Source organism: Vibrio sp. 10N.286.48.C11 (assembly GCF_041469805.1).
In the GTDB taxonomy this organism is placed as follows: Bacteria; Pseudomonadota; Gammaproteobacteria; order Enterobacterales; family Vibrionaceae; genus Vibrio; species Vibrio crassostreae_C.
In genome coordinates this window covers 19,789-38,871 of sequence record NZ_JBFRLK010000025.1, presented here as the reverse complement: position 1 = coordinate 38,871, position 19,083 = coordinate 19,789, and the positions used below count along the sequence as shown (strand labels likewise).

Here is a 19,083-nt window from a genome sequence, read left to right as displayed (position 1 = left end):
GCCATTTCGTGATGAAGCTCTATTCATTGCTGTATTTTAGGGGAAAAAATCAAGGCTTTGCTCTCTTGATCTACCTAGCTAACGCCCTAATTTAGTGCTTGCTGATTCGAAGCTCTGACACGAGACAACACTAATCAGTTAAGCCGTATATCGAATTGGAATTGAGATTATAGAGCCTAGGTTTAGGCTTGGATTAGGGCTCGGACTTGGCATAATGTGCCAGATACAAAAAAGCCTCGAAAATCGAGGCTTAAAAACTTAACGAAGCGAATGTAATCCCACAGGATTAGATAGCTTTGTAGATAACCTTGTTACCTGCTAGCTGCTCTTTCGCTACTAGGTTTTCTTCAAGAAGTTTTTTCAATGCGCCTGTTGCCCATGAAGCTGCTTTCGCGTCTTCTTGACCAGCTTCTAGGCCGATACCTTTAGGGTTAATGCCTTCAGCATTGCTAACAACGATGTCTAGAACTTGTTGTTGCTTAGGAGTCAGTGCTACTGCAACTTCTTTAGTTGCTGCTACTGCTTTCTCTACCGCTGGTTTTGCTGCTACAGTTTTTTCTGCTACAACTTTCTCTGCGACAGGCTTCGCTTTTTTCGGCGTTGCCACTGCTTTAACTACAGCCGCTTTAGTGCGTTTCTGCAGTTTAGCCTGCACCTTACGCTTATGAGCAAGTCTCATTGAATATTTCTCCAGTTCACTGCTCTTTTCGCAGTGGTGAAAATTTGAAGCGCGATTTATACCAAAAAACAGGAGCTATTTGTAGAGTGAAGCGTCGAAAGTCGACGAAAAATACCGATATTGTCTACTAGCGTCTATTATTTAAACATCGACTTATCAATTCAGGGTCATATACACTGGTTATCCATCCAGACAAAAATATGAAAACTTGGTGTTACCTATGGACACTCGTCACCTTAGTAATTTCTCTTTGCCTTCATTCACTCGCTCGTACCGTATCCTCGCCATTATTTTAGGCTTCATTTGCTTGATCGTTTCGCTCTACAGTGACAATCCAAAGTTACTGATCGTGGGTGCTTTTTGCAGTATTGCGCTTCTGGGAACTGGCTACTATTTGATGCTGCGCAGCCGAGTGATGTTCACACTTACCCCGACTCATTTTCAGCAGCACTTTTACAAAGGGGGTTGGGTTTTAAAATGGAGTAACATCCAAAAAATTGGTCTTTGCACTTATGAACAAGATGGTTGGCATCAACCTCTGCCCTGGGTCGGAATTAAAGTAAAAGATTACTCGCCCTACCTCGATTCGATTTGCCCTAAAATAACTTGTGAATTATTGCTCAGCCAACGAGCACTTTTGTACTTAGGAGCCAAACAAGCAGGCAAAGAGTCCAACTTTGAGGATATGGTTCTCGACTCATCGCATTACCATGCGCGTTGTACTGAAAGTGGCTGTGTCGAACTAAGCCAATACAAAGAGTCGCAGAATACCGACAACGTAAATTTCAACGATAACCAATCACAGGACAACCTTGATTCACCGAATGAGACAAACAGTCCAAACGCGGTGATTAAAAACTATTCTGGATTGCAGGCGATGCTTGCCAACAGAATGAAATATCAAAGGGGCTTCCACGGTTATGACATTTTCATATCAACCCATGATTTGAATATGAGTGGAGAAGAGTTTGTGGGGCTGGCTCGACGCTACTTGGCTGCCGCTGAACGTCTTTCTGATTAAGGTTTACCAGTAAGTTCACACACAATAAAAAAGCTTAGCTTTCAGGACAAAAGCTAAGCTTCATTTTCAATCAATCGACACAAATAATCGGTTGGAAAATCAAAGATTTAATTAGTACAGAGGCATTTCATCTGCGACGAACGGGTTTGATGCACGCTCGCGACCGAATGTCGATTCAGGACCATGGCCCGGAACGAATGTTACGTCACTGCCTAGTGGCCAAAGCTTAGTCTTGATTGAAGCGATAAGCGTATTGAAGTCACCTTGTGGGAAGTCAGTACGGCCAATTGCGCCGTTAAACAACACATCACCCACAAACGCTAAACGAGCTTGCTCACTGAACAATACAACGTGACCTGGCGTGTGGCCCGGCGTGTGAATCACATCAATCACTTGATTACCAAAAGTGACTTTGTCGCCCTCTTCTAACCAAGTGTTTGGTTCAAAAGCTTTACACAGTGGGAAACCAAACATCTGACTTTGATTCTCTAGACCTTGTAGCCAGAAGTTGTCTGCCTTATGCGGGCCCACAATTTCAACCTTCAAGATCTCAGCAAGTGGTACCGTACCGCCAACATGATCTAAGTGACCGTGCGTCAGTACCAAGTTCACAACCTTAACACCGAGTTCTTCAATGATAGCCGCGAGTTGTTGAACATCACCGCCCGGATCGACAACGATGCCTTCCATGGTTTCATCACACCACACAATCGAGCAGTTCTGAGAAAAAGAGGTAACAGGTACAACTTGATACTTAAGAGACATATACAAACCTTAAAGAGCGAATCTGGTGAACAACTCGAATATCGCTATGTTATTGGCAACAAACCCAACAATAACAAACTAAACAGCAACAAACTGAGCAGCAATAAACCGAATTATTAGAACAAACTGAAATTTGGGCAAACTATGACATTGGATGTCTACTTTGACAAGTGCCTACCGTATCACTCAATAACTCAGCTTAGCTCTACCAGCTGCGAACTGGACCAGTATCAATGTGGATGAAGTTACTACGAGCGTAATAACCAACACCACCTGCTTGCAGACTTTTAGCTACGTCTCTCAGTTCCTTTAAATCAACACCATCGATACGAAAATCGATCGCTTTACCAAGCATGTGATAGCTCTTTTTAGCGACACCACTCGACTTAGAGCGCAACGCTTCGTTGGTTGCTGGAGAGCGGTAGCCAGAGATGATTTGAACTTCTTTTTGAATACCCAGTACATTTTGAATCTGAGTGATCTGATCAAACAGGTTCTTATCCATTGGATGAATCTCATTGCGGCGGAAGTCACGGCACAGTTTGCTAAGGCGTGCCATCTCGTCACCAACATAGTTAGTGCCATCGAAATAACAAGTCTCTAATCGTTCACCAGTGTGAAGATTGTTCATTCTAATCGTTCTTGGTTGATCCGGGTATGAAGCGAAAGCGATAGAAGGAGTAAGAGAGGCGACTACAGCAGTACCACCAGCGTAAGTCAGAAACTGACGGCGTGAAAATAAACTTTGAGACATACAGCAAAAAAACCAATTAGATCGAACGAAAAATGCACGATACATAATGAAATTTGCTGCGTCAACGTACAAAAACCGTGCAAAACGTTAGTATTTGTAACCTTTGCACGGTTAGTTATTGATACTCATTATAATTTTATCAATAGAAGCTTGGTTGTCATTTTTCAGTCAAGATCACCTTTCTTGACCATATTTCAATCAACCGCCCTCTTTATCATATTGGTAGATATCACCGCGGTATTGTATGCCTCCTTCTTCAAACAACACGGTTTGATAAATGATATGCACTGGAATTCGCTTCTTGAGACGAACCTTAGTATTGGGCGCAAGTTCATCATCCTGATTCGGCACTTTCTTTACCTTAGTCGCAAATAACAACTCCGCGAGTTCCTCGGCATGCTCAACACGAATACAACCAGAGCTATAGGCGCGGAAGTCATCGTTAAACAAGCTTTTACTTGGGGTGTCATGGAGATAGATGGCTCGCTTGTTGGGCGTATTGAACTTATACAAACCCAATGCGTTACTAGAGCCTGCTTGCTGGCGCATTCGATAAGGAAAAGAGTTAAAGTTAATCGTTTGCCAATCTATCTCGGTAGTATCGACAGTTTCCATCGAACGCCAACCATCGATCACTTGAAAATTGTGTGTTTCAAGATAACTCTCGTCGGCTTTTACTTTAGGCAAGATATCTTTAACCATGATTTTCCATGGCACGTTCCAAGTCGGATTTAAGATAACCGAATCAAGCTTTATCTCTAAGAGTGGTGTTTTTCTCGATTTTCTCCCAACCACAACTTTAGATTCAAAAACCTCTTCCCCATCTTCCCAATACTTCATATCAAAACTAGGTACATTCACCACAATCAGTGAGTCTCTATTTCTTGGCCATAAGCGGGCACGCTCGGCGTTCAATGCTAGGGAAGTAAGTCGATCATCAAAGCCCATATTGATCCATTTGATCGTGTCTGGCCCGATGATCCCATCATCCGTAAGACCGTGCATGCGTTGGAAAGATTTAATCGCCTTTTGCAGATCTCGATCGAACTTGGGAAAATCGACCGCGATCATCGAGGTATCAACACCAACCAAAGCAATGCGCTCAACAAGAACCGTCTTGTCTGAAAGCTCGTCACCCAAGCGCTTCAAACCTTTCTGTCTATATCGTTCAATATTGAGTTCAGAGGCGGTTTCTAACACCGAATAGGTTGCTTTGAATTGGTCAAAATCCCCAACAGGCGGCGCGTAAGACAACACCATCTCCAATAAGTAATCATTGGCAACGCTGCTTTTTAAGCTCATCAGAATATGCGGAGAAGGCGCAGGTAATTTGGAATGCAACTTGCCCGAGAAGTACCAATCTTTACCGGCAAGCGGCGCATTTTCAACGTAGCTCAGGTAGTAGATAAAAGTATCGGTAAGTAATATGTCCAACTCTTGCCATTGAGCATGGGATTGATAGTGACGGATTTGCTTGAGTTGTCGCTCGAAGAGTGGTGCCATTTGCGCTTGTTCAAGAAGCGACAATTGGAACTCAAACGCTTTAACCAGCTCAGGAGAATCCCAAAGGATAGGCAGAGAAGTGTCTTGATAGATACTCTGTGTGAGCTCTGGATATATAAGCATGAAAGAGAGTTCTGATTCCGCCGGAATGAAACGGCTCTCGTCAGAACTCGCATAGCTCCATGCATGCACGGAAACTAACACCAATAATCCACAGAAGTATTTTGCTAACATGCTTAACTCCGTCACCAACAATTCCATAAGTATGGCAAAGAAACGGGAGTAAGCATGTTATTTTTTAAGGGATTTATGAATCAAATTGCACTCCAGTGATTATCCCACTGGACCGATGATTGCTGAGTTGATTTCTCATAAGGCTTGCGCTGGCTAACCACACTGCCCGCCCCAGAGCTTAATCGAAACTCACCATCAAACAGCACAGCACAGCACCAGAAGCGTCAGATAATGCAGACAGTTCTACTAATTCTTTGGTCTCTTTCGACCAAATACCGTAGCAATTGCCTCTTGGCGAAGTCGCAATAATCCAATCGTCTGACGCCGCAATACTGGCGATATAGTGATTGAACCTTGCCCATTGCTCAGGCTCTGCGTTCAGTGATTCAAACTGGCCGCCTTTAGTATGCATCGCCAATAGCGAAGGATACTCATCTGGTTCACCACGATATTGCTGGCCACAAAGTACCGTTTCAGCACCATCATGGGCTAAATGTCGAATGCTCAGCTTCTTATCCAACAATTCAACCTGATCAAGTAACACACCTTCAGGAGAAACATAACTCAAGCTCGGCAGCATCGAATCGAGGTTTTTCGGTGTTCTACCATCAGTATGAACGCCACCAACGCCGATCGCGAGATTACCATCCGGCATGATGATCACTTCATGTGGGCCGATACCGAAACCAGTGAACTCTTCGACCTTACGATAGCCTTGCGCGACATCGTAAACGCCAATCACGCCTTGGCTGGTGTCCGTTTTCCCTTCGGTGGCATACAGTAACTTGCCATCTAATGAGTAAACCCCATGACCATAGAAGTGGCGGTTGTTACCTTTGACGACCATTTTGATCTGCTGACCGTTTTTATAGTCAAACACCATAAAATAGTCACCAGGACGACGAGCAAAAACCACCGCATGCGATGAGGTTGGGCAAATCGCGACGCCATGGCCACGATTGGGGATGGGAAGTTGGCTCAGTGGCATGCCAAATTCGTCAGCCACAACTGCAGAATATTGACCACGACCATTCAGCGCACAACCGATTAATTGAGGCTCACTAGATGAGCTCACAGCACCAGAGCGACTAGCGCAGCCAAACGGCAACAATGGAACAGCTGCACAACCCAGTGCAGCCTTGAGTAGCGTTCTTCGCGTAGTATTAGTCACCATCGGTAGCATTAAATCCTATTACCACACCAAGCTCTATCGCTACTTCTTCATGAATCAGGTACTTCAAACGTTCTAGTTTGTTGTATTGAGTCAGCACCTCTCGGTAGCCCTCTTTGCTCTGTAATAGAGTAAACAAGCTAGAGTCTGTAGGCCAAGTATCTAAGGTTAGCGTGAACTGGGCAGCTACACGATCGGCAAGGTCATTTAAGCCCTTTTCTCTCAATAAACCATCAAGACCATTACCATCTGCTAAGTACAATTTCTCTAGCGCCGCTACGTTCGATTTCAGCTGAGTCATTGAGGTTTGAGCGCGCCATGATTCCGAGAAGTAAGGGCGTGGATGACCAATTTTAGCCATCGGACGACTCAGTTTTTTCATGCTGTAATCAAGTTGATTGGTCAACAAAGCGATGTACTCCGATTCCCAACGCATCTCGTCCAGTGCTAACCACGGGTTAACCTGCCAAGCTTCAGCAATAGAGGCCGATTTCATCGCCAGGTTTTGTGCGATAGCTTGTGAAGATAGACAACCTGAAGCTTTGTCTTGAAGCAATGGAGATTGCTCGTCATAAAGCGACCATTCCAACGCACCTAGCCCTTGAACGGTCACACTCTGCTGCGCGATTTCGTCTTGAGTCCAAGCTTTGTTCTGCTGAGTTAGCTGACGCATCTTAAGACCCGTCGTGTTCTTTTTGTCTGGCCAAAACTGAACATTCCAGCTCTGTTCCAATGCCGCTGTTGGGCCTCTTTCTTGTCCTTGCAGTGCCATCCAGCTGTTCATGGTGAGCTGCCACTGATTTTCCAACGCATCCAGCTCAATATTGTTGGTTTCACAGTAACCCTGCATCAAGACTTCCAGCTCACCGGCTTGCTTAGCGAATAGCACGGCTGAATCAAACTCTTGTTGATACACGCTACGGCTGATATGAGCAGTCGTGTCTGCTTGATAAGAGACACCGTTAACCTCAGATGAAGCCGTTTGCTCACCCGATGACTGGCAGCCTGCCATGATTAATACCGACAAGGGCATTAACAAAAATTTATGTGCCATGCTGTTACCTTACTTCCTAGTTTTTCTTTTAATTATATGAGTTCAATAAATATGAAACGACCGCTGGCCTCGTATCCCTACAAGTTCAGCGGTAGTCAGTCTTTTGTTAGCGGTTTTCTTAAGTAACTAAGCCGTTGGCTTAACTGAATTCAAGACAGCCTATAATGAGTCCAAAAACGCTAGTAGTGCTTCGCGTTCACTGCTACTCAAAGCTAATACTTTTTGTTTTGCCATTTCTGCTTCACCACCATGCCAAAGTACCGCTTCCATAACGTTTCTTGCGCGACCGTCATGAAGTAAGAACGTATGACCGTTCACTTCTTTGGTATAACCTAATCCCCAAAGTGGTGTGGTACGCCACTCTTGACCATTGGCTAGATACTCTGGGCGATTGTCGGCTAAGCCTTCTCCCATATCGTGCAGTAACATATCGGTATATGGGCTGATTAGCTGTTTAGACAACGCAGGTAAGCCTTCACGTTCTGCTGTGCGAATTTCAGCTTGGTGGCAACTTTGGCAACCAATAGCTTTAAACAGTTTTTTACCTTGAACAACCGCAGGCTTATCAACGTTGCGACGAATTGGAACCGCCAAATGCTGCGAATAGAACTCAACAAAATCTAGGATATTATCGCTGACTTCAGGTTCACCACCATTTGGAAAATCATCACAGGTTGATTGAGCTGATGTGCAGTTTTCGTTCGGGAACAAACTGCTTGTTAAGCCCAAATCGCCGTTAAATGCTGCAGCATTTTGTTGCATTAGGTTTGGCTGTCCGGCTTTCCAACCAAATCGACCCAACGCCATTTCGTTAGTTTGAACATCAAGAACATAATTGGCTTTGCCTGTTACGCCTTGGCTGTCCGCAGCTTGTTGCTTCGCGAAGCCAAGAATCGTTTCTTGTGGGATGCTCTCAAGCAGACCTAGGCCGATCATTGGCGGCGCCACTCGAGCTGAAAACTCGGTCTTAGGATGCATCTCGCCGAAAGCAAGTTCAGTAATATTTAAAGTGGGTTTACGCAGAGTAACGACGGTGCCGTCTTTGAATTCAACAGGAACATCCGTGTAGCTAATGCTCACTTTGCCCTCTGGTTTTACACCTTGAAGCGCAAAATCTTGTAGCTGACCGCCGTACGTCGGCTCTGGAATTCCACCATCTCGAATGAAGGCTTGTCGCTGCTCAGGCGTTTCAGCCGGAATGCTTAAACGAACCAACATGGATACTGCGTTCTCATCTCCTTCTTCTGGCGCGTGGCCACGACCATCTTTGATGTGGCAGTTTTGACAGCCGTTAGTATTAAATAGTGGTCCTAACCCATCACGAGCATCGGTTGATGACGGTGCAGGAACCCAAGGGTTTCTAAAGAAGCTATTACCTACGCTGAAATCCAAGCGCTTACTCATTGGTAGATTGGCTGCGGGAAGGGAAAAAGCGTTCGCTCCTTCTTTCTTCACGGTCGTTTTGCCGCCAGAGTAGGTTTCATGAGCGTGTAATGGAGATACGAAAAACAGTGCGGTTAATAGTGAGGCTGAGAGATACGACTTCATACATTGCCTTGCTGTGTTTTTGATTTTAGTTTTTATGTGGGTGTGGCTTTCTTGAGGATCAAACAATTAAGGGCTCAATCAGAGCCCTTACATTTGTGTCGGCTCGGGTTCTTAGAACTCGTGATCCGCTGTGTCTGGGTTTAGGCTATCAATGCCAATCACACCCGCAGCACGCTCAATAGCCGCTGTTTGAGACACTAGCGCAACAATTGTTTTGTTTACTAGTGCATTACCCGCAGCGTTGTCAGCAGCGATTAGCTGATCGAAGTGCTGGTTGTTTTTCTCTGCAGACGTTACTAATTCGCCTACTTGTGCACGTGCTAGGTCAAACTGCTTTTGAATCTCTTTCGCAGCTTGCTCATCTTTTTGCTCTACTAGGTCGAACAGGCTTGGGCCGGAAAGCAGAGTACCGTCTTCACGCTTGTATAGACCCGTGTAAACGTTGTAGATGCCTTGCTCGTTGTAGTAGTGAGAGTTGTGCGTGTTATCAGAGAAACAATCGTGCTCATCTTCAGTAGAGTTAGCTTCTAAAGCCACCTTCATACGCTCACCCGCTAGCTCACCTAGAGACAGTGAACCCATGCCAAACAGCATTTTACGAAGACCATTCTCGCTAGATTCTGAAAGAAGCTCTTGACGGTAGTTGCCTTTCTCGCCTTCAGCCCACTGCTTTTCCATCCATTCTAGGTCTTGGATAAGTAGCTCAGCAGATGCTTTTAGGTATGCGCCACGACGGTCACAGTTGCCGTTAGTACACTCAGCGCCAACAACGAAATCAGTGTAAGCACGCTCACCTGCACCGCTGTTTGTACCGTTTAAATCTTGGCCCCAAAGTAGGAATTCAATTGCGTGGTAGCCAGACGCTACGTTCGCTTCAGAACCACCGATCTCGTTCAAGTCTGCGATTAGCTCAGGGGTGATGTTGGTTGCATCAACGGTAGTCTGACCAATTTGGAAAGTCTTGTTAGCCACGATGTTTGCGCTAGCGCCTTCGTTACCAAGTTCATATTGGTAATCAGTCGAAACATAATCAATCAGGCCTTCATCTAGTGGCCATGCGTTCAGTTGGCCTTCCCAATCATCAACAACAGCGTTGCCGAAGCGGAAAACTTCTGACTGTTGGTATGGTACGCGAGACTCAAGCCAAGCTTGTTTTACTTGTTCGAAGTTGCCAGCAGAAGGAGAACCTAAGAAGGTATCAATAGAAGAGTTCAACGCTTTTGCTGTAATTACTGAATCTGCAAACACTGCATGCGCAATATCTGCGTAATGTTCTACAACTTGATCTTGAGTTACTGCTGCGAAAGAAGAAGCAGAGGCAAAAATGAGTGACGAAGTTACGGCTTTTGTCACTAAAGATTTAATGGTCATGAAGCATCCTTGTTGAGCTTTAAATTATTATTCGTAGTAATAGTGCAAACCATTATCATTTGCACTACGGATTGAAATAATACAAACTTACAATTTTATTGCAAGATAAATACAAAAAAACCTCACATATGTGAGGTCTTTAAACATTTTTATGTTAAGCGTAACAAAGAGGCTAATCAGATATCCAGATTATGCTTACCGTGTGAGACTTTTGCCTTCAGGTAGCTTTCATTACCCGATTTGATATGAGCAGAGGTATTCACCACTTCTTCAATCTCAATACCAAAAGATTTTAGCTCATTGATCTTCTTAGGGTTGTTGGTGACTAAGCGGATTTTTGTAGTACCTAAGGCGCGTAGCATTTCAGCAGCTTCAGTAAAATCGCGTAGGTCATCGCCAAAACCTAGGTGGTTGTTGGCTTCATAGGTGTTCATGCCTTCGCTTTGCAGGCGGTATGCATCGATTTTATTGTATAAACCAATACCACGACCTTCTTGGCGTAAGTAAAGAATCACTCCCCCCGTCTCACCCATAATTCTAATGGTTTCGTCTAGCTGCTCACCACAGTCACAGCGAGAGGAATGGAAAACATCACCAGTCAGGCACTCAGAGTGCATACGAACAAGAGGTATGTCTTGTGTCTTGTCTGCTGATTTAAATATCACAGCAACATGCTCTTTATCTGTTTTCAATCCATGAAAAGACAGAAGTTCAGCATCAATACTGCTTGTTACCCCTACTTTGAAATCTATTCTGGCACGCACTTCCGCCATAGCTATACTCACTTGAAAATTCGATGTATTTAACAACACTACATTATATGTCTAGGCAATATTTTGTAGCTAACTATCTAATGATAGACACTATGAGGCTGTTAACAATTTTTTTCAAGGTCGACCTTGTACAAATTGTTATAATATAACAATTATTTTTCAAGTAAGAAAAAACCCCACATTGGGATGACCAACATGGGGTTATAAATTAAACAGTTGCGGCTAAAACTACACTTTTTTACAGAACGCTCAACTTACTTGAGTTTGCTTCCAGATGACAAGTTGCACCCAAGCATTCTCTAATTCGGTTAGCTCTTCTTGCGTAAGCGTAGAAATGCTCGACTTAGCACTGTATCTCTCTGCCCATTTATCTGACTGGACATGAGTATGGAACTCTTTCTTTAAATTTGAGATTACGTTATCCACAGGTACATCCTTATATAGCAGTGCTTAGCCTTTATAATCGGTTAATGTTACAAAATACAGGTCAGTTGGTAAACAGTAATACACAATTTTTATGAGCTCTTCCTAACACTTTTTACTGATAAATATATAAATAAGAGAAGTAATAGGCTCGGTAGCAACCAAAGTAATAGATTTGAAGCCGTCATTGCCGGTTTATAAAGTACAAACTCACCAAATCTTTCCGTCATATATTGAGTAATTTCACTATTACTCTTCCCTGCTTTCACCATATTGAACACAACAAGACGTAAGTCTTTTGCTATTGGTGAGTTGGATTCAATCAGATTTTGGTTTTGACATTGTGGGCAGCGTAACGTTTTCGCCAAGCTGATAGCACGTTGCTGTTGTTCTGGATTATCAAACTCAAACAGTTCAACTTGAATACTCGTATCTTTATTACTGGCAGTAAAAAGATCTTCAGCCATAGTCGGAAGGCTAATCACTAAAAGCGCTGACAGCATAAACAACGTTTGTATTAGAGACTTCATCATCCATTCACACCATCAAAATACATCGCAAGCTCATCTTTCCATACCGTTTCATTAATAACGCCCAATAGCTTCTTAATGATCTGGCCATTGGCATCAACCAAATACGTTTCAGGTGTGCCGATTACGCCCAACTCTAACGCTAACTTGCCTTGAGGGTCACTGATCACGGTTAAGTACGGGTTGCCATCGTTCGATAACACGTTAATCGCAGCCCCAGAGTTATCTCGATAATTGAGCCCAACGATGGGAATGCCTTTATCGTGAAGTTGAAGCAAAAATGAATGTTCGGTTTTACATATCCCGCACCAAGATGCCCATACATTAACCAGTTGATAAGGGTGCTGCGTGACATCAGTAAGCGTAACTTTCTGCTGACCACTGACGCCTTCACTATTCACTAACGCACTCGATGTAAATTCTGGAAATGCCCTTTGTTGTTCAGACACCATGGTCGATTGCTGCTTATTATCAAGCGCAAAGACAAATCCCAGCACCACAATCAATGCTAAGGCAATTAGAGTAATTAGCTTGTTACGAACGCTGTTATGCATACTGTGACGCCTTAACGGTTTTCTTTTTACGATGAGTCAATGAGAGCAAAGCGCCGATAATGGAGAACAGCCCACCAAACCAGATCCAGCGCGCATACGCCTTATACTGAACACGAAATGCGTAAGCGGTGGAATCGACTTTCTCGCCCATGGTGATATAAACATCGCCATGCCAGAACCACTTCATTGCAGGCTCACTCATGTTCATAACACGAACTTGGTAGTGTCTTCTTTCTGGCGCGATGGAAAAGCTTTGCTCGCTAGCATCTAATTCGAGTATCGCTTTTTCTGCAGTAAAGTTGGAGGCGACATAGAGCTCGGTATCACGATGAGAGAGCGTCCAGCCCATAAACTCAACCTCTTCACCTGGGCTCAATTTGTAACTTCGCTCAAATGAATGGTAACTGTTCATCGCGGCACCTATCGCTAATACTGCGACACCCACATGCGCCAACGTCATCACCCATACTTTGCGTTGAAACTTAGAGTTGCGCGTTACCGCTAAGCCGTAAACATGAGTCAGGGCTACCCAAAACGCAAGTGACCATGTCATTAGCACCATCACTTGGATCGCTTCAACTTGCAAAACATAAGTTACAAAGCCAAGACAGAGAGACAATAAGGCAATAATTCCAATCACACCTTTCGACGCTTGAGGTTTGATACTGAGCAATGGCGCTAACCCTATCACTCCCATCGCAAGCAGAGCCAATGGCGCAATAAGAAGATTAAAGTAAGGTGCGCCCACAGAGATATTTCCAAGGCCAAGTAATTCAAAAACCATTGGGTAGAAGGTACCAAACACCACCACCGCCGTACCCAGTACAAATATAAGTACCGCCACTAAACTCAAAAAACTTTTACTCGCAAAGCTAGTGATTGGATTCGACTCGAAAGATTCACCACGAACAATAAGAAGAGAAAACGAACTCACTAACACCAAAACCAGTATCAGCAACAGCGCGATGCCTTTGGTTGGGTCAACAGCAAAAGCATGAACGGAAGTGAGGACGCCAGATCGAACAATAAAAGTACCGAGGATACTTAAACAAAACGTAATGAAAGCAAGGCTAAGTGACCACTTCAGCAACTGTTGCTTGCCTTTAGCAACACCCAAACTGTGCAATAGAGCGGTTGATGTTAGCCAAGGTAATAGGCTGGCATTTTCTACCGGGTCCCAGAACCACCAACCACCCCACCCTAACTCGTAGTATGCCCACCAAGAACCAAGAATGATCCCTGCGGTTAAAAAGATCCAAGCGACCAAACAACAACTGCGACAATGAGCGACCCAATCGAACTCAATCGGATCCACCAGCAAAGCGGCCACAGCAAATGCCAAGACCACAGAGAAACCAACATAACCCAAATACAACAGAGGCGGATGGAATATCAAACCAACGTCTTGCAGCATTGGGTTAAGGTCACGCCCTTCAAGTGGCAAGGTCGAATTCAGTTCAAATGGGTTCGAAGCAAATAAGGTAAACCATGCAAATATCGCGAGTAACACATTCATCACCCACAATACGCGGCTCTGATACTCAGAAGAATATTGCTTTTGTAGGGCAATCACACCCGACCAACAGCTAATGGTTAAGACCCAAAATAGCAATGAGCCTTCATGTCCAGCCCACACAGCGGCCATTTTGAAGAAGGTGGGTAATTGAGTATTGGAGTGTTCTGCAACATAGAGGATGGAAAAGTCGTCACCTACAAAGGCATAGCCAAGTAAAACGATAGCGCCAATGGAAAACAAAGCGCTAGAGAGGGAGAAACTGCGAATTAAAGCCACATTTTGTGCTTGTTTAGTTAGCATTTGATACATCGAATACACAGCGATAATGCTGCTGAGAACAGCGACCAAAATTAAACTAAACAGCCCCAAAGAACCGACCATATCACCTCAATCAGGCTCTACCTAAGCAGAACCAAGTTAAACCATTATTGGCATTGATTGCTCAACTAGCTGATGTAACTCAACTAGCTATTGCTACTCAGCGAAAAGAAATTTAGTGAGCAGATGTTTAGTATCCAACATCCACTCACTTATAACCTTGAGCGAAATTAAGCTAACGTTAATTGTCCTGCATAAAGGACAAACGTTCTTAGCATTAATACGCCCATCAGACTCAATGAAGTAACAGAGAAAATATACACAGTACTATGGCGAACCGATGCTGGTGTCACGGCGTTAAGCAACAAGGGTAAAACCATACCCACACCAATTACGCCATACCAGAACCAACTTGCCCAGAAACCACCGCCAATCGCGTTCCATACTGCCTGCTCACTTTGACCACCAGCAAATATCAACCCAGTGAAGAAAGTAACAAGGACAAACAGTTCAAACATAACAACAGGACGTTCGAAGCCGTGGATCCAAGAAATACTCGCACTATGCGGAGACTCCTTAAAGACCAACACACCAAATAAAATACATGCCGCCGCTCCCGAGGATAAACTCGAGAATAAGAACAATATCGGCAACACTGGGTTATTCAGCATTGGGAAGGTATTTAGCGCAGAGAGTAAGAAGCCAGTGTAAGCCGCAAGTAATAGCGCAAGCACAGCTAAGAATATTTCCAAAGCATTCTCAAACACTTCTAATTTGCCAATCCAGTTACTGACGAAATCGAGTCGTCCTTTTAACCATACTTGATCACTCAAGAATACGGCAATCTGATTTCGGAATATAATGCCGATCCAAACAAATAGGATCACCATATACACTTGGAATAAGATCACACCCATCGACATCACTGACGTCGGATTATAAAAGATCATGATCTTCCAAAAGGATAACGGATTTGTCAGGTGGAAAACCAAGATAAGTAGGCCTGAAATGATCCCAAATGGCGCAAGAAAAGCGGTCGCCTTTAACACACCATTATGAGCAGGATCGCCTTCAATGACCTTACGTTTTAGGTAAATGGAGATCATCACTGCACCCGCTGACATACCCGCCAAAAACAGATAGATAGCAATGATCCAGTCCCAAACCACGGTACCTGATTGAAACGCTGTATCCCATGCACTCATAATCAAATCTCCCCTTTTTGGTGTGGCACTTTATAGAGTTTTGGCTGAGTACCTAGATAAGCCTTATCTCTGTAAACCACTTCAGATTTAAGTACCTGGTTTATCTCGCTCTTAGGGTCATTTAAGTCGCCAAATATCAGCGCATTGGTAGGGCAAGATTCAACACAAGCAGGTAATTTACCTTGCGCAAGATTGGTATCGCGGCAGAAGTTACATTTGTCGGCCGACTTATTCTTAGGATGGAAGAAGCGCACTTGATATGGACAAGCTAGCAGGCAATAACCACAGCCGACACACTTCTCTTTATGTACATCAACAATTCCTGTCTTCTCATCTTTATAGGCGGCGCCTGTTGGGCAAACCATCACACAAGGTGCATTATCACAATGTTGACAAGAGTTACGAGTGAAACGGTAATCAACATTTGGATATTCACCTTGAGGTTCGCTCTTTATGATTTCTAAGCGCGATACGCCTTCAGGCACTTTGTTTACTTCACGACACGCCTCAGTACAAGCAGTACAGCCAATACAAGCGGTTTCGTCATGAACCATTCCGTAACGCTTGGTGCCATCTTCCTGAACATTAGCCAACGTTTTGCGGCTTGTAACCGCTGCAGTACCTGCAACACCAGTTGTGAAAATAACGGCACCCGCGCCAGCTAAAAAGTTTCTTCTTGAGCAGCTCATAGATTACTCCCCTTCTTTCTTCTGGTTGAAGTCTGAATGGCAATCCACACACAGCTTGATGGTTTGCTTTTTATCTAAGCCAAGCACCTTCGCTTCACTCGCATGCACATCGTGACAGTTTGAACACGTTAAGTTTTGTGCGTGTACGTCATGAGTCCAACTCGCTTCGCGCAGATCATCAGGCTTATGACAATCTATACATTGGCTGTTGGCATCTAGGATTAAGCTAGGATCGAGGAAAACCTTTTCGGTTCCGGGTTGTGATTGAGCCGCGCGATACTTCACCACCTCAGGTGCACCATCACGGTGATCGGGGCCAATAGAACTATGACAATCTGTGCAATTCACTTCACGGCCAAGCAAAGCGTGCGCACTCTCACCATGTGAACCAAATACCGTTTCTTTAGAATCTTTATGGCATTGGACACACTTGTAATCTTTGTCACGTATTAATTCGACTTCATGTCTTGTTGACTCTCCTACTGGCGTAACAGCAGGCTCAGCAACAGCATGAATGGAATAACCATAGAGGCAGAATGCTAGAAGGGATTTAAGCATTATGACTATGGCCAATTTAATATTGCCCATTTTATCCTTTCCTTATACCGGCATTATTTAACTCTCAACTAAATAATATTCCGGTTAAACAAAAGTACCCTTAAACGATATTATTACCGTTTAAATGATATCAATTCTTATTTTGGATAAGCCACAACGCTTTCTATAGTTAGAATATACCTCTAATTAGGTAAAACGAAATTTCGATAGGTTAATCTGCGAACGCAATCACCCTATTTATATCATGGTCAATTTAGGTAATTGCTTGTTATATTTGATAATAATTATCACTTAGATTCTTCCCCACAAGCTAACATATACCCCTTTAGGGTTATATAAACTTCAACGTGATTAAAGTCACTGCCATTAATTGATCTAAAACAAGCAAACTTCCGACACGTAACAAAATGTGTTTATTTATGAATTAATATAAACAGCAATTCTCCAGTTCTTAATTTGAATAGCAAACTCACAACGCTTGGTATAAAAATCAGTATATTGGAGATATCACTGTGAAAAAGCACTGGATACGTAATTCCGTCACAGCACTATTAATGGTTAGCGCATCACTAGCAAGCGCGACCAGTTTTGCTGCGTCTGAACAAAAAGAAATTGGTGATCCTCGTAACGACCAGTTCGAGCAAAACCACCCAGATCAATATCATTCATGGAGACAAACTTCAGAAAGCGAAGCCATTGAAGACGCACTAAAAGAAGATCCAAACATGGTTATCATGTGGGCTGGCTACGGCTTCGCAAAAGATTACAACAAGGCACGTGGTCACTTTTATGCGATTGACGATGTACGACAAACGCTTCGTACTGGCGGCCCAACGGACGAAAGCTCAGGCCCTATGCCAATGGCGTGTTGGAGTTGTAAAAGCCCAGATGTAGCACGTGTTATCGAAGAGCGTGGTGAAGACGGTTATTTTGAAGGTAAATGGGCACGTCTTGGCAACGAGATTGTGAATCCTATTGGCTGTGCAGGTTGTCACGATACCCAAAGCGAAGGCTTTAAAAATGGTGAGCCAGCACTGAAGGTGACACGCCCTTATGTTGAACGTGCATTTGAAGCGATTGGTAAAAAGTTTGATGAGCAAAGCCGTTTAGACCAACAAGCTTCTGTTTGTGCTCAGTGCCACGTGGAATACTACTTCACAGGGCCAACTAAAGGCGTGAAGTTCCCTTGGGACAAAGGGACTCGTGTTGAGCAAATGGAAGAGTATTACGATGGAATCGGCTTTAAAGATTGGACGCACAAAGTATCTAAAGCGCCAATGCTGAAAGCACAGCACCCAGGCTTCGAAACATGGCGCGAAGGCATCCACGGTAAGAACAAAGTCGTTTGTGCTGACTGTCATATGCCGAAAGTGACCAAAGAAGATGGCACCGTTTATACCGACCATAAAGTGGGTAACCCATTCGACCGCTTCGAAGATACCTGTGCAAACTGTCACACTCAATCTAAAGAGACCATGCTTAACATCGTTTCAAGCCGTAAAGCGCAAGTGCTGAACATGAAGCTGACTGCTGAGAAACAAATCGTAGCCGCTCACTTTGAAGCTGGCGCAGCATGGGAAGCGGGTGCGACCGAGCAAGAGATGGAACCTATCCTACTGGATATTCGTCATGCTCAATGGCGCTGGGACTACGCTATTGCATCTCATGGTGTTCATATGCACGCCCCTGAAATCGCTCTAGAAGTACTAGGTACTGCCGTTGACCGCGCAGCCGATGCTCGAACTAAGATTGTTCGTCTACTGGCGAAGAAAGGCATCACTGATCCAATCGAGATTCCAGATATTTCGACCAAAGAAGCGGCTCAAAAAGCGCTTGGAATGGACATGGATAAGATGAACGCTGAGAAACAACACTTCTTAGACACGGTTGTTCCTAAATGGGAAGAGCAAGCTGAAAAGCGTGAAGCCAACTACGAATACTAGTTTCTTCAATTAGACCATTAGGTAAAAACCAGTCACACTATTATGGTGTGGCTGGTTTTTTAGGTTTGGGGCAATACACATCAATATCTCCTCCCCAATCCACTCGCCAATTCAAGGAATAGACAATGAAAACCTTACTTTCACTTTCAACATTATGTATCGCACTACTCAGTTCAGGCGTTTACGCTTCTGAGCGTGCTGAGACTGGGTGGGAATTAATAGAGAAAGGCGCATTAGTGGTTGATGTCAGAACAGCTGCAGAGTTCGAACAAGGGCATCTAGACAACGCCATCAACTACCCTCTTTCTGAAGTGGCTACTCACTTCGCTAAGATAGATAAAGACCAACCGATCGTGTTGTATTGCCGCAGTGGTAATCGCTCAGGACAAGCCTATCAATTCTTACAAGCTCAAGGGTTTACACAGATCCACAACGCTGGCGGTTTAATTGAGATGCAAGAAAGCAAATAATCTC

18 protein-coding genes and 1 pseudogene are annotated in these 19,083 nt (G+C 44.0%); 3 read left to right on the top strand and 16 right to left on the bottom strand.

Annotated features, from left to right (window positions below; genetic code table 11):
* Positions 1–286: 286 nt before the first annotated feature.
* Positions 287–679 carry a hypothetical protein gene (locus AB4209_RS08375; protein ID WP_017060956.1) on the bottom strand — a complete coding sequence of 131 codons (393 nt, stop codon included), beginning with the start codon at positions 677–679 and terminating at the stop codon, positions 287–289.
* Between the two features lie 220 nt (positions 680–899).
* Between AB4209_RS08375 and AB4209_RS08370 the strand changes: the two genes are divergently transcribed.
* Positions 900–1,700 carry a DUF2982 domain-containing protein gene (locus AB4209_RS08370; protein ID WP_017060955.1) on the top strand — a complete coding sequence of 267 codons (801 nt, stop codon included), beginning with the start codon at positions 900–902 and terminating at the stop codon, positions 1,698–1,700.
* 111 nt (positions 1,701–1,811) lie between these two features.
* On the opposite strand, the gene AB4209_RS08365 is transcribed toward AB4209_RS08370, so the two are convergent.
* The 15 genes and pseudogenes from AB4209_RS08365 to nrfB form a co-directional block, all read right to left on the bottom strand.
* On the bottom strand, positions 1,812–2,465 hold the full coding sequence (locus AB4209_RS08365; RefSeq protein WP_017060954.1) for an MBL fold metallo-hydrolase: 654 nt from the start codon (positions 2,463–2,465) through the stop codon (positions 1,812–1,814).
* Positions 2,466–2,670: 205 nt separating this feature from the next.
* Entirely contained in the window at positions 2,671–3,219 is a 549-nt protein-coding gene (locus tag AB4209_RS08360; RefSeq protein WP_017066830.1) for a YcbK family protein, read from the bottom strand.
* A 198-nt stretch (positions 3,220–3,417) separates the two neighbouring features.
* Positions 3,418–4,956: a murein L,D-transpeptidase gene (locus AB4209_RS08355; RefSeq protein WP_017066831.1), complete on the bottom strand. Its 1,539-nt coding sequence runs from the start codon at positions 4,954–4,956 to the stop codon at positions 3,418–3,420.
* 80 nt (positions 4,957–5,036) lie between these two features.
* A pseudogene (locus AB4209_RS08350) lies at positions 5,037–6,130 on the bottom strand (DUF1513 domain-containing protein).
* The gene (locus tag AB4209_RS08345; RefSeq protein ID WP_372055520.1) at positions 6,120–7,181 is read right to left on the bottom strand and encodes an imelysin family protein; all 1,062 of its coding nucleotides are present in this window, start codon (positions 7,179–7,181) and stop codon (positions 6,120–6,122) included. Before AB4209_RS08345 ends, AB4209_RS08350 begins: the two are co-directional and overlap by 11 nt.
* 159 nt (positions 7,182–7,340) lie before the next feature.
* Entirely contained in the window at positions 7,341–8,729 is a 1,389-nt protein-coding gene (locus tag AB4209_RS08340) for a di-heme oxidoredictase family protein (RefSeq protein ID WP_372055518.1), read from the bottom strand.
* 111 nt (positions 8,730–8,840) lie between these two features.
* Complete coding sequence (locus tag AB4209_RS08335; protein ID WP_372055516.1) at positions 8,841–10,100, bottom strand: imelysin family protein; 1,260 nt, start codon at positions 10,098–10,100, stop codon at positions 8,841–8,843.
* A gap of 176 nt (positions 10,101–10,276) precedes the next feature.
* A complete protein-coding gene (gene ribA, locus AB4209_RS08330; RefSeq protein ID WP_009848836.1) occupies positions 10,277–10,873 on the bottom strand; it encodes a GTP cyclohydrolase II in 597 nt (198 codons plus the stop codon).
* A 249-nt stretch (positions 10,874–11,122) separates the two neighbouring features.
* Positions 11,123–11,299, bottom strand: a complete 177-nt coding sequence (locus AB4209_RS08325; protein ID WP_017060980.1) for a hypothetical protein — start codon at positions 11,297–11,299, stop codon at positions 11,123–11,125.
* Between the two features lie 89 nt (positions 11,300–11,388).
* Complete coding sequence (nrfF, locus tag AB4209_RS08320) at positions 11,389–11,829, bottom strand: heme lyase NrfEFG subunit NrfF (RefSeq protein ID WP_102428064.1); 441 nt, start codon at positions 11,827–11,829, stop codon at positions 11,389–11,391.
* Positions 11,826–12,380 (bottom strand): DsbE family thiol:disulfide interchange protein, encoded by a 555-nt coding sequence (locus AB4209_RS08315; protein WP_017060982.1) that lies wholly within the window; start codon positions 12,378–12,380, stop codon positions 11,826–11,828. The genes nrfF and AB4209_RS08315 overlap by 4 nt, the downstream gene beginning before the upstream one ends.
* Positions 12,373–14,277 (bottom strand): heme lyase CcmF/NrfE family subunit, encoded by a 1,905-nt coding sequence (locus tag AB4209_RS08310; protein WP_372055513.1) that lies wholly within the window; start codon positions 14,275–14,277, stop codon positions 12,373–12,375. The genes AB4209_RS08315 and AB4209_RS08310 overlap by 8 nt, the downstream gene beginning before the upstream one ends.
* A gap of 167 nt (positions 14,278–14,444) precedes the next feature.
* The gene (gene nrfD / locus AB4209_RS08305) at positions 14,445–15,419 is read right to left on the bottom strand and encodes a cytochrome c nitrite reductase subunit NrfD (RefSeq protein WP_372055511.1); all 975 of its coding nucleotides are present in this window, start codon (positions 15,417–15,419) and stop codon (positions 14,445–14,447) included.
* A gap of 2 nt (positions 15,420–15,421) precedes the next feature.
* Positions 15,422–16,108 (bottom strand): cytochrome c nitrite reductase Fe-S protein, encoded by a 687-nt coding sequence (nrfC, locus tag AB4209_RS08300; RefSeq protein WP_017060985.1) that lies wholly within the window; start codon positions 16,106–16,108, stop codon positions 15,422–15,424.
* A gap of 3 nt (positions 16,109–16,111) precedes the next feature.
* Positions 16,112–16,696, bottom strand: coding sequence for a cytochrome c nitrite reductase pentaheme subunit (nrfB, locus tag AB4209_RS08295; protein WP_008222036.1), 585 nt, complete (start codon positions 16,694–16,696; stop codon positions 16,112–16,114).
* A 482-nt stretch (positions 16,697–17,178) separates the two neighbouring features.
* On the opposite strand from nrfB, the gene nrfA reads away from it, so the two are divergent.
* Both nrfA and AB4209_RS08285 read left to right on the top strand, forming a co-directional pair.
* Complete coding sequence (gene nrfA, locus AB4209_RS08290) at positions 17,179–18,609, top strand: ammonia-forming nitrite reductase cytochrome c552 subunit (protein ID WP_372055509.1); 1,431 nt, start codon at positions 17,179–17,181, stop codon at positions 18,607–18,609.
* A 125-nt stretch (positions 18,610–18,734) separates the two neighbouring features.
* Positions 18,735–19,079 carry a rhodanese-like domain-containing protein gene (locus AB4209_RS08285; RefSeq protein WP_017060988.1) on the top strand — a complete coding sequence of 115 codons (345 nt, stop codon included), beginning with the start codon at positions 18,735–18,737 and terminating at the stop codon, positions 19,077–19,079.
* Positions 19,080–19,083 lie beyond the last annotated feature (4 nt).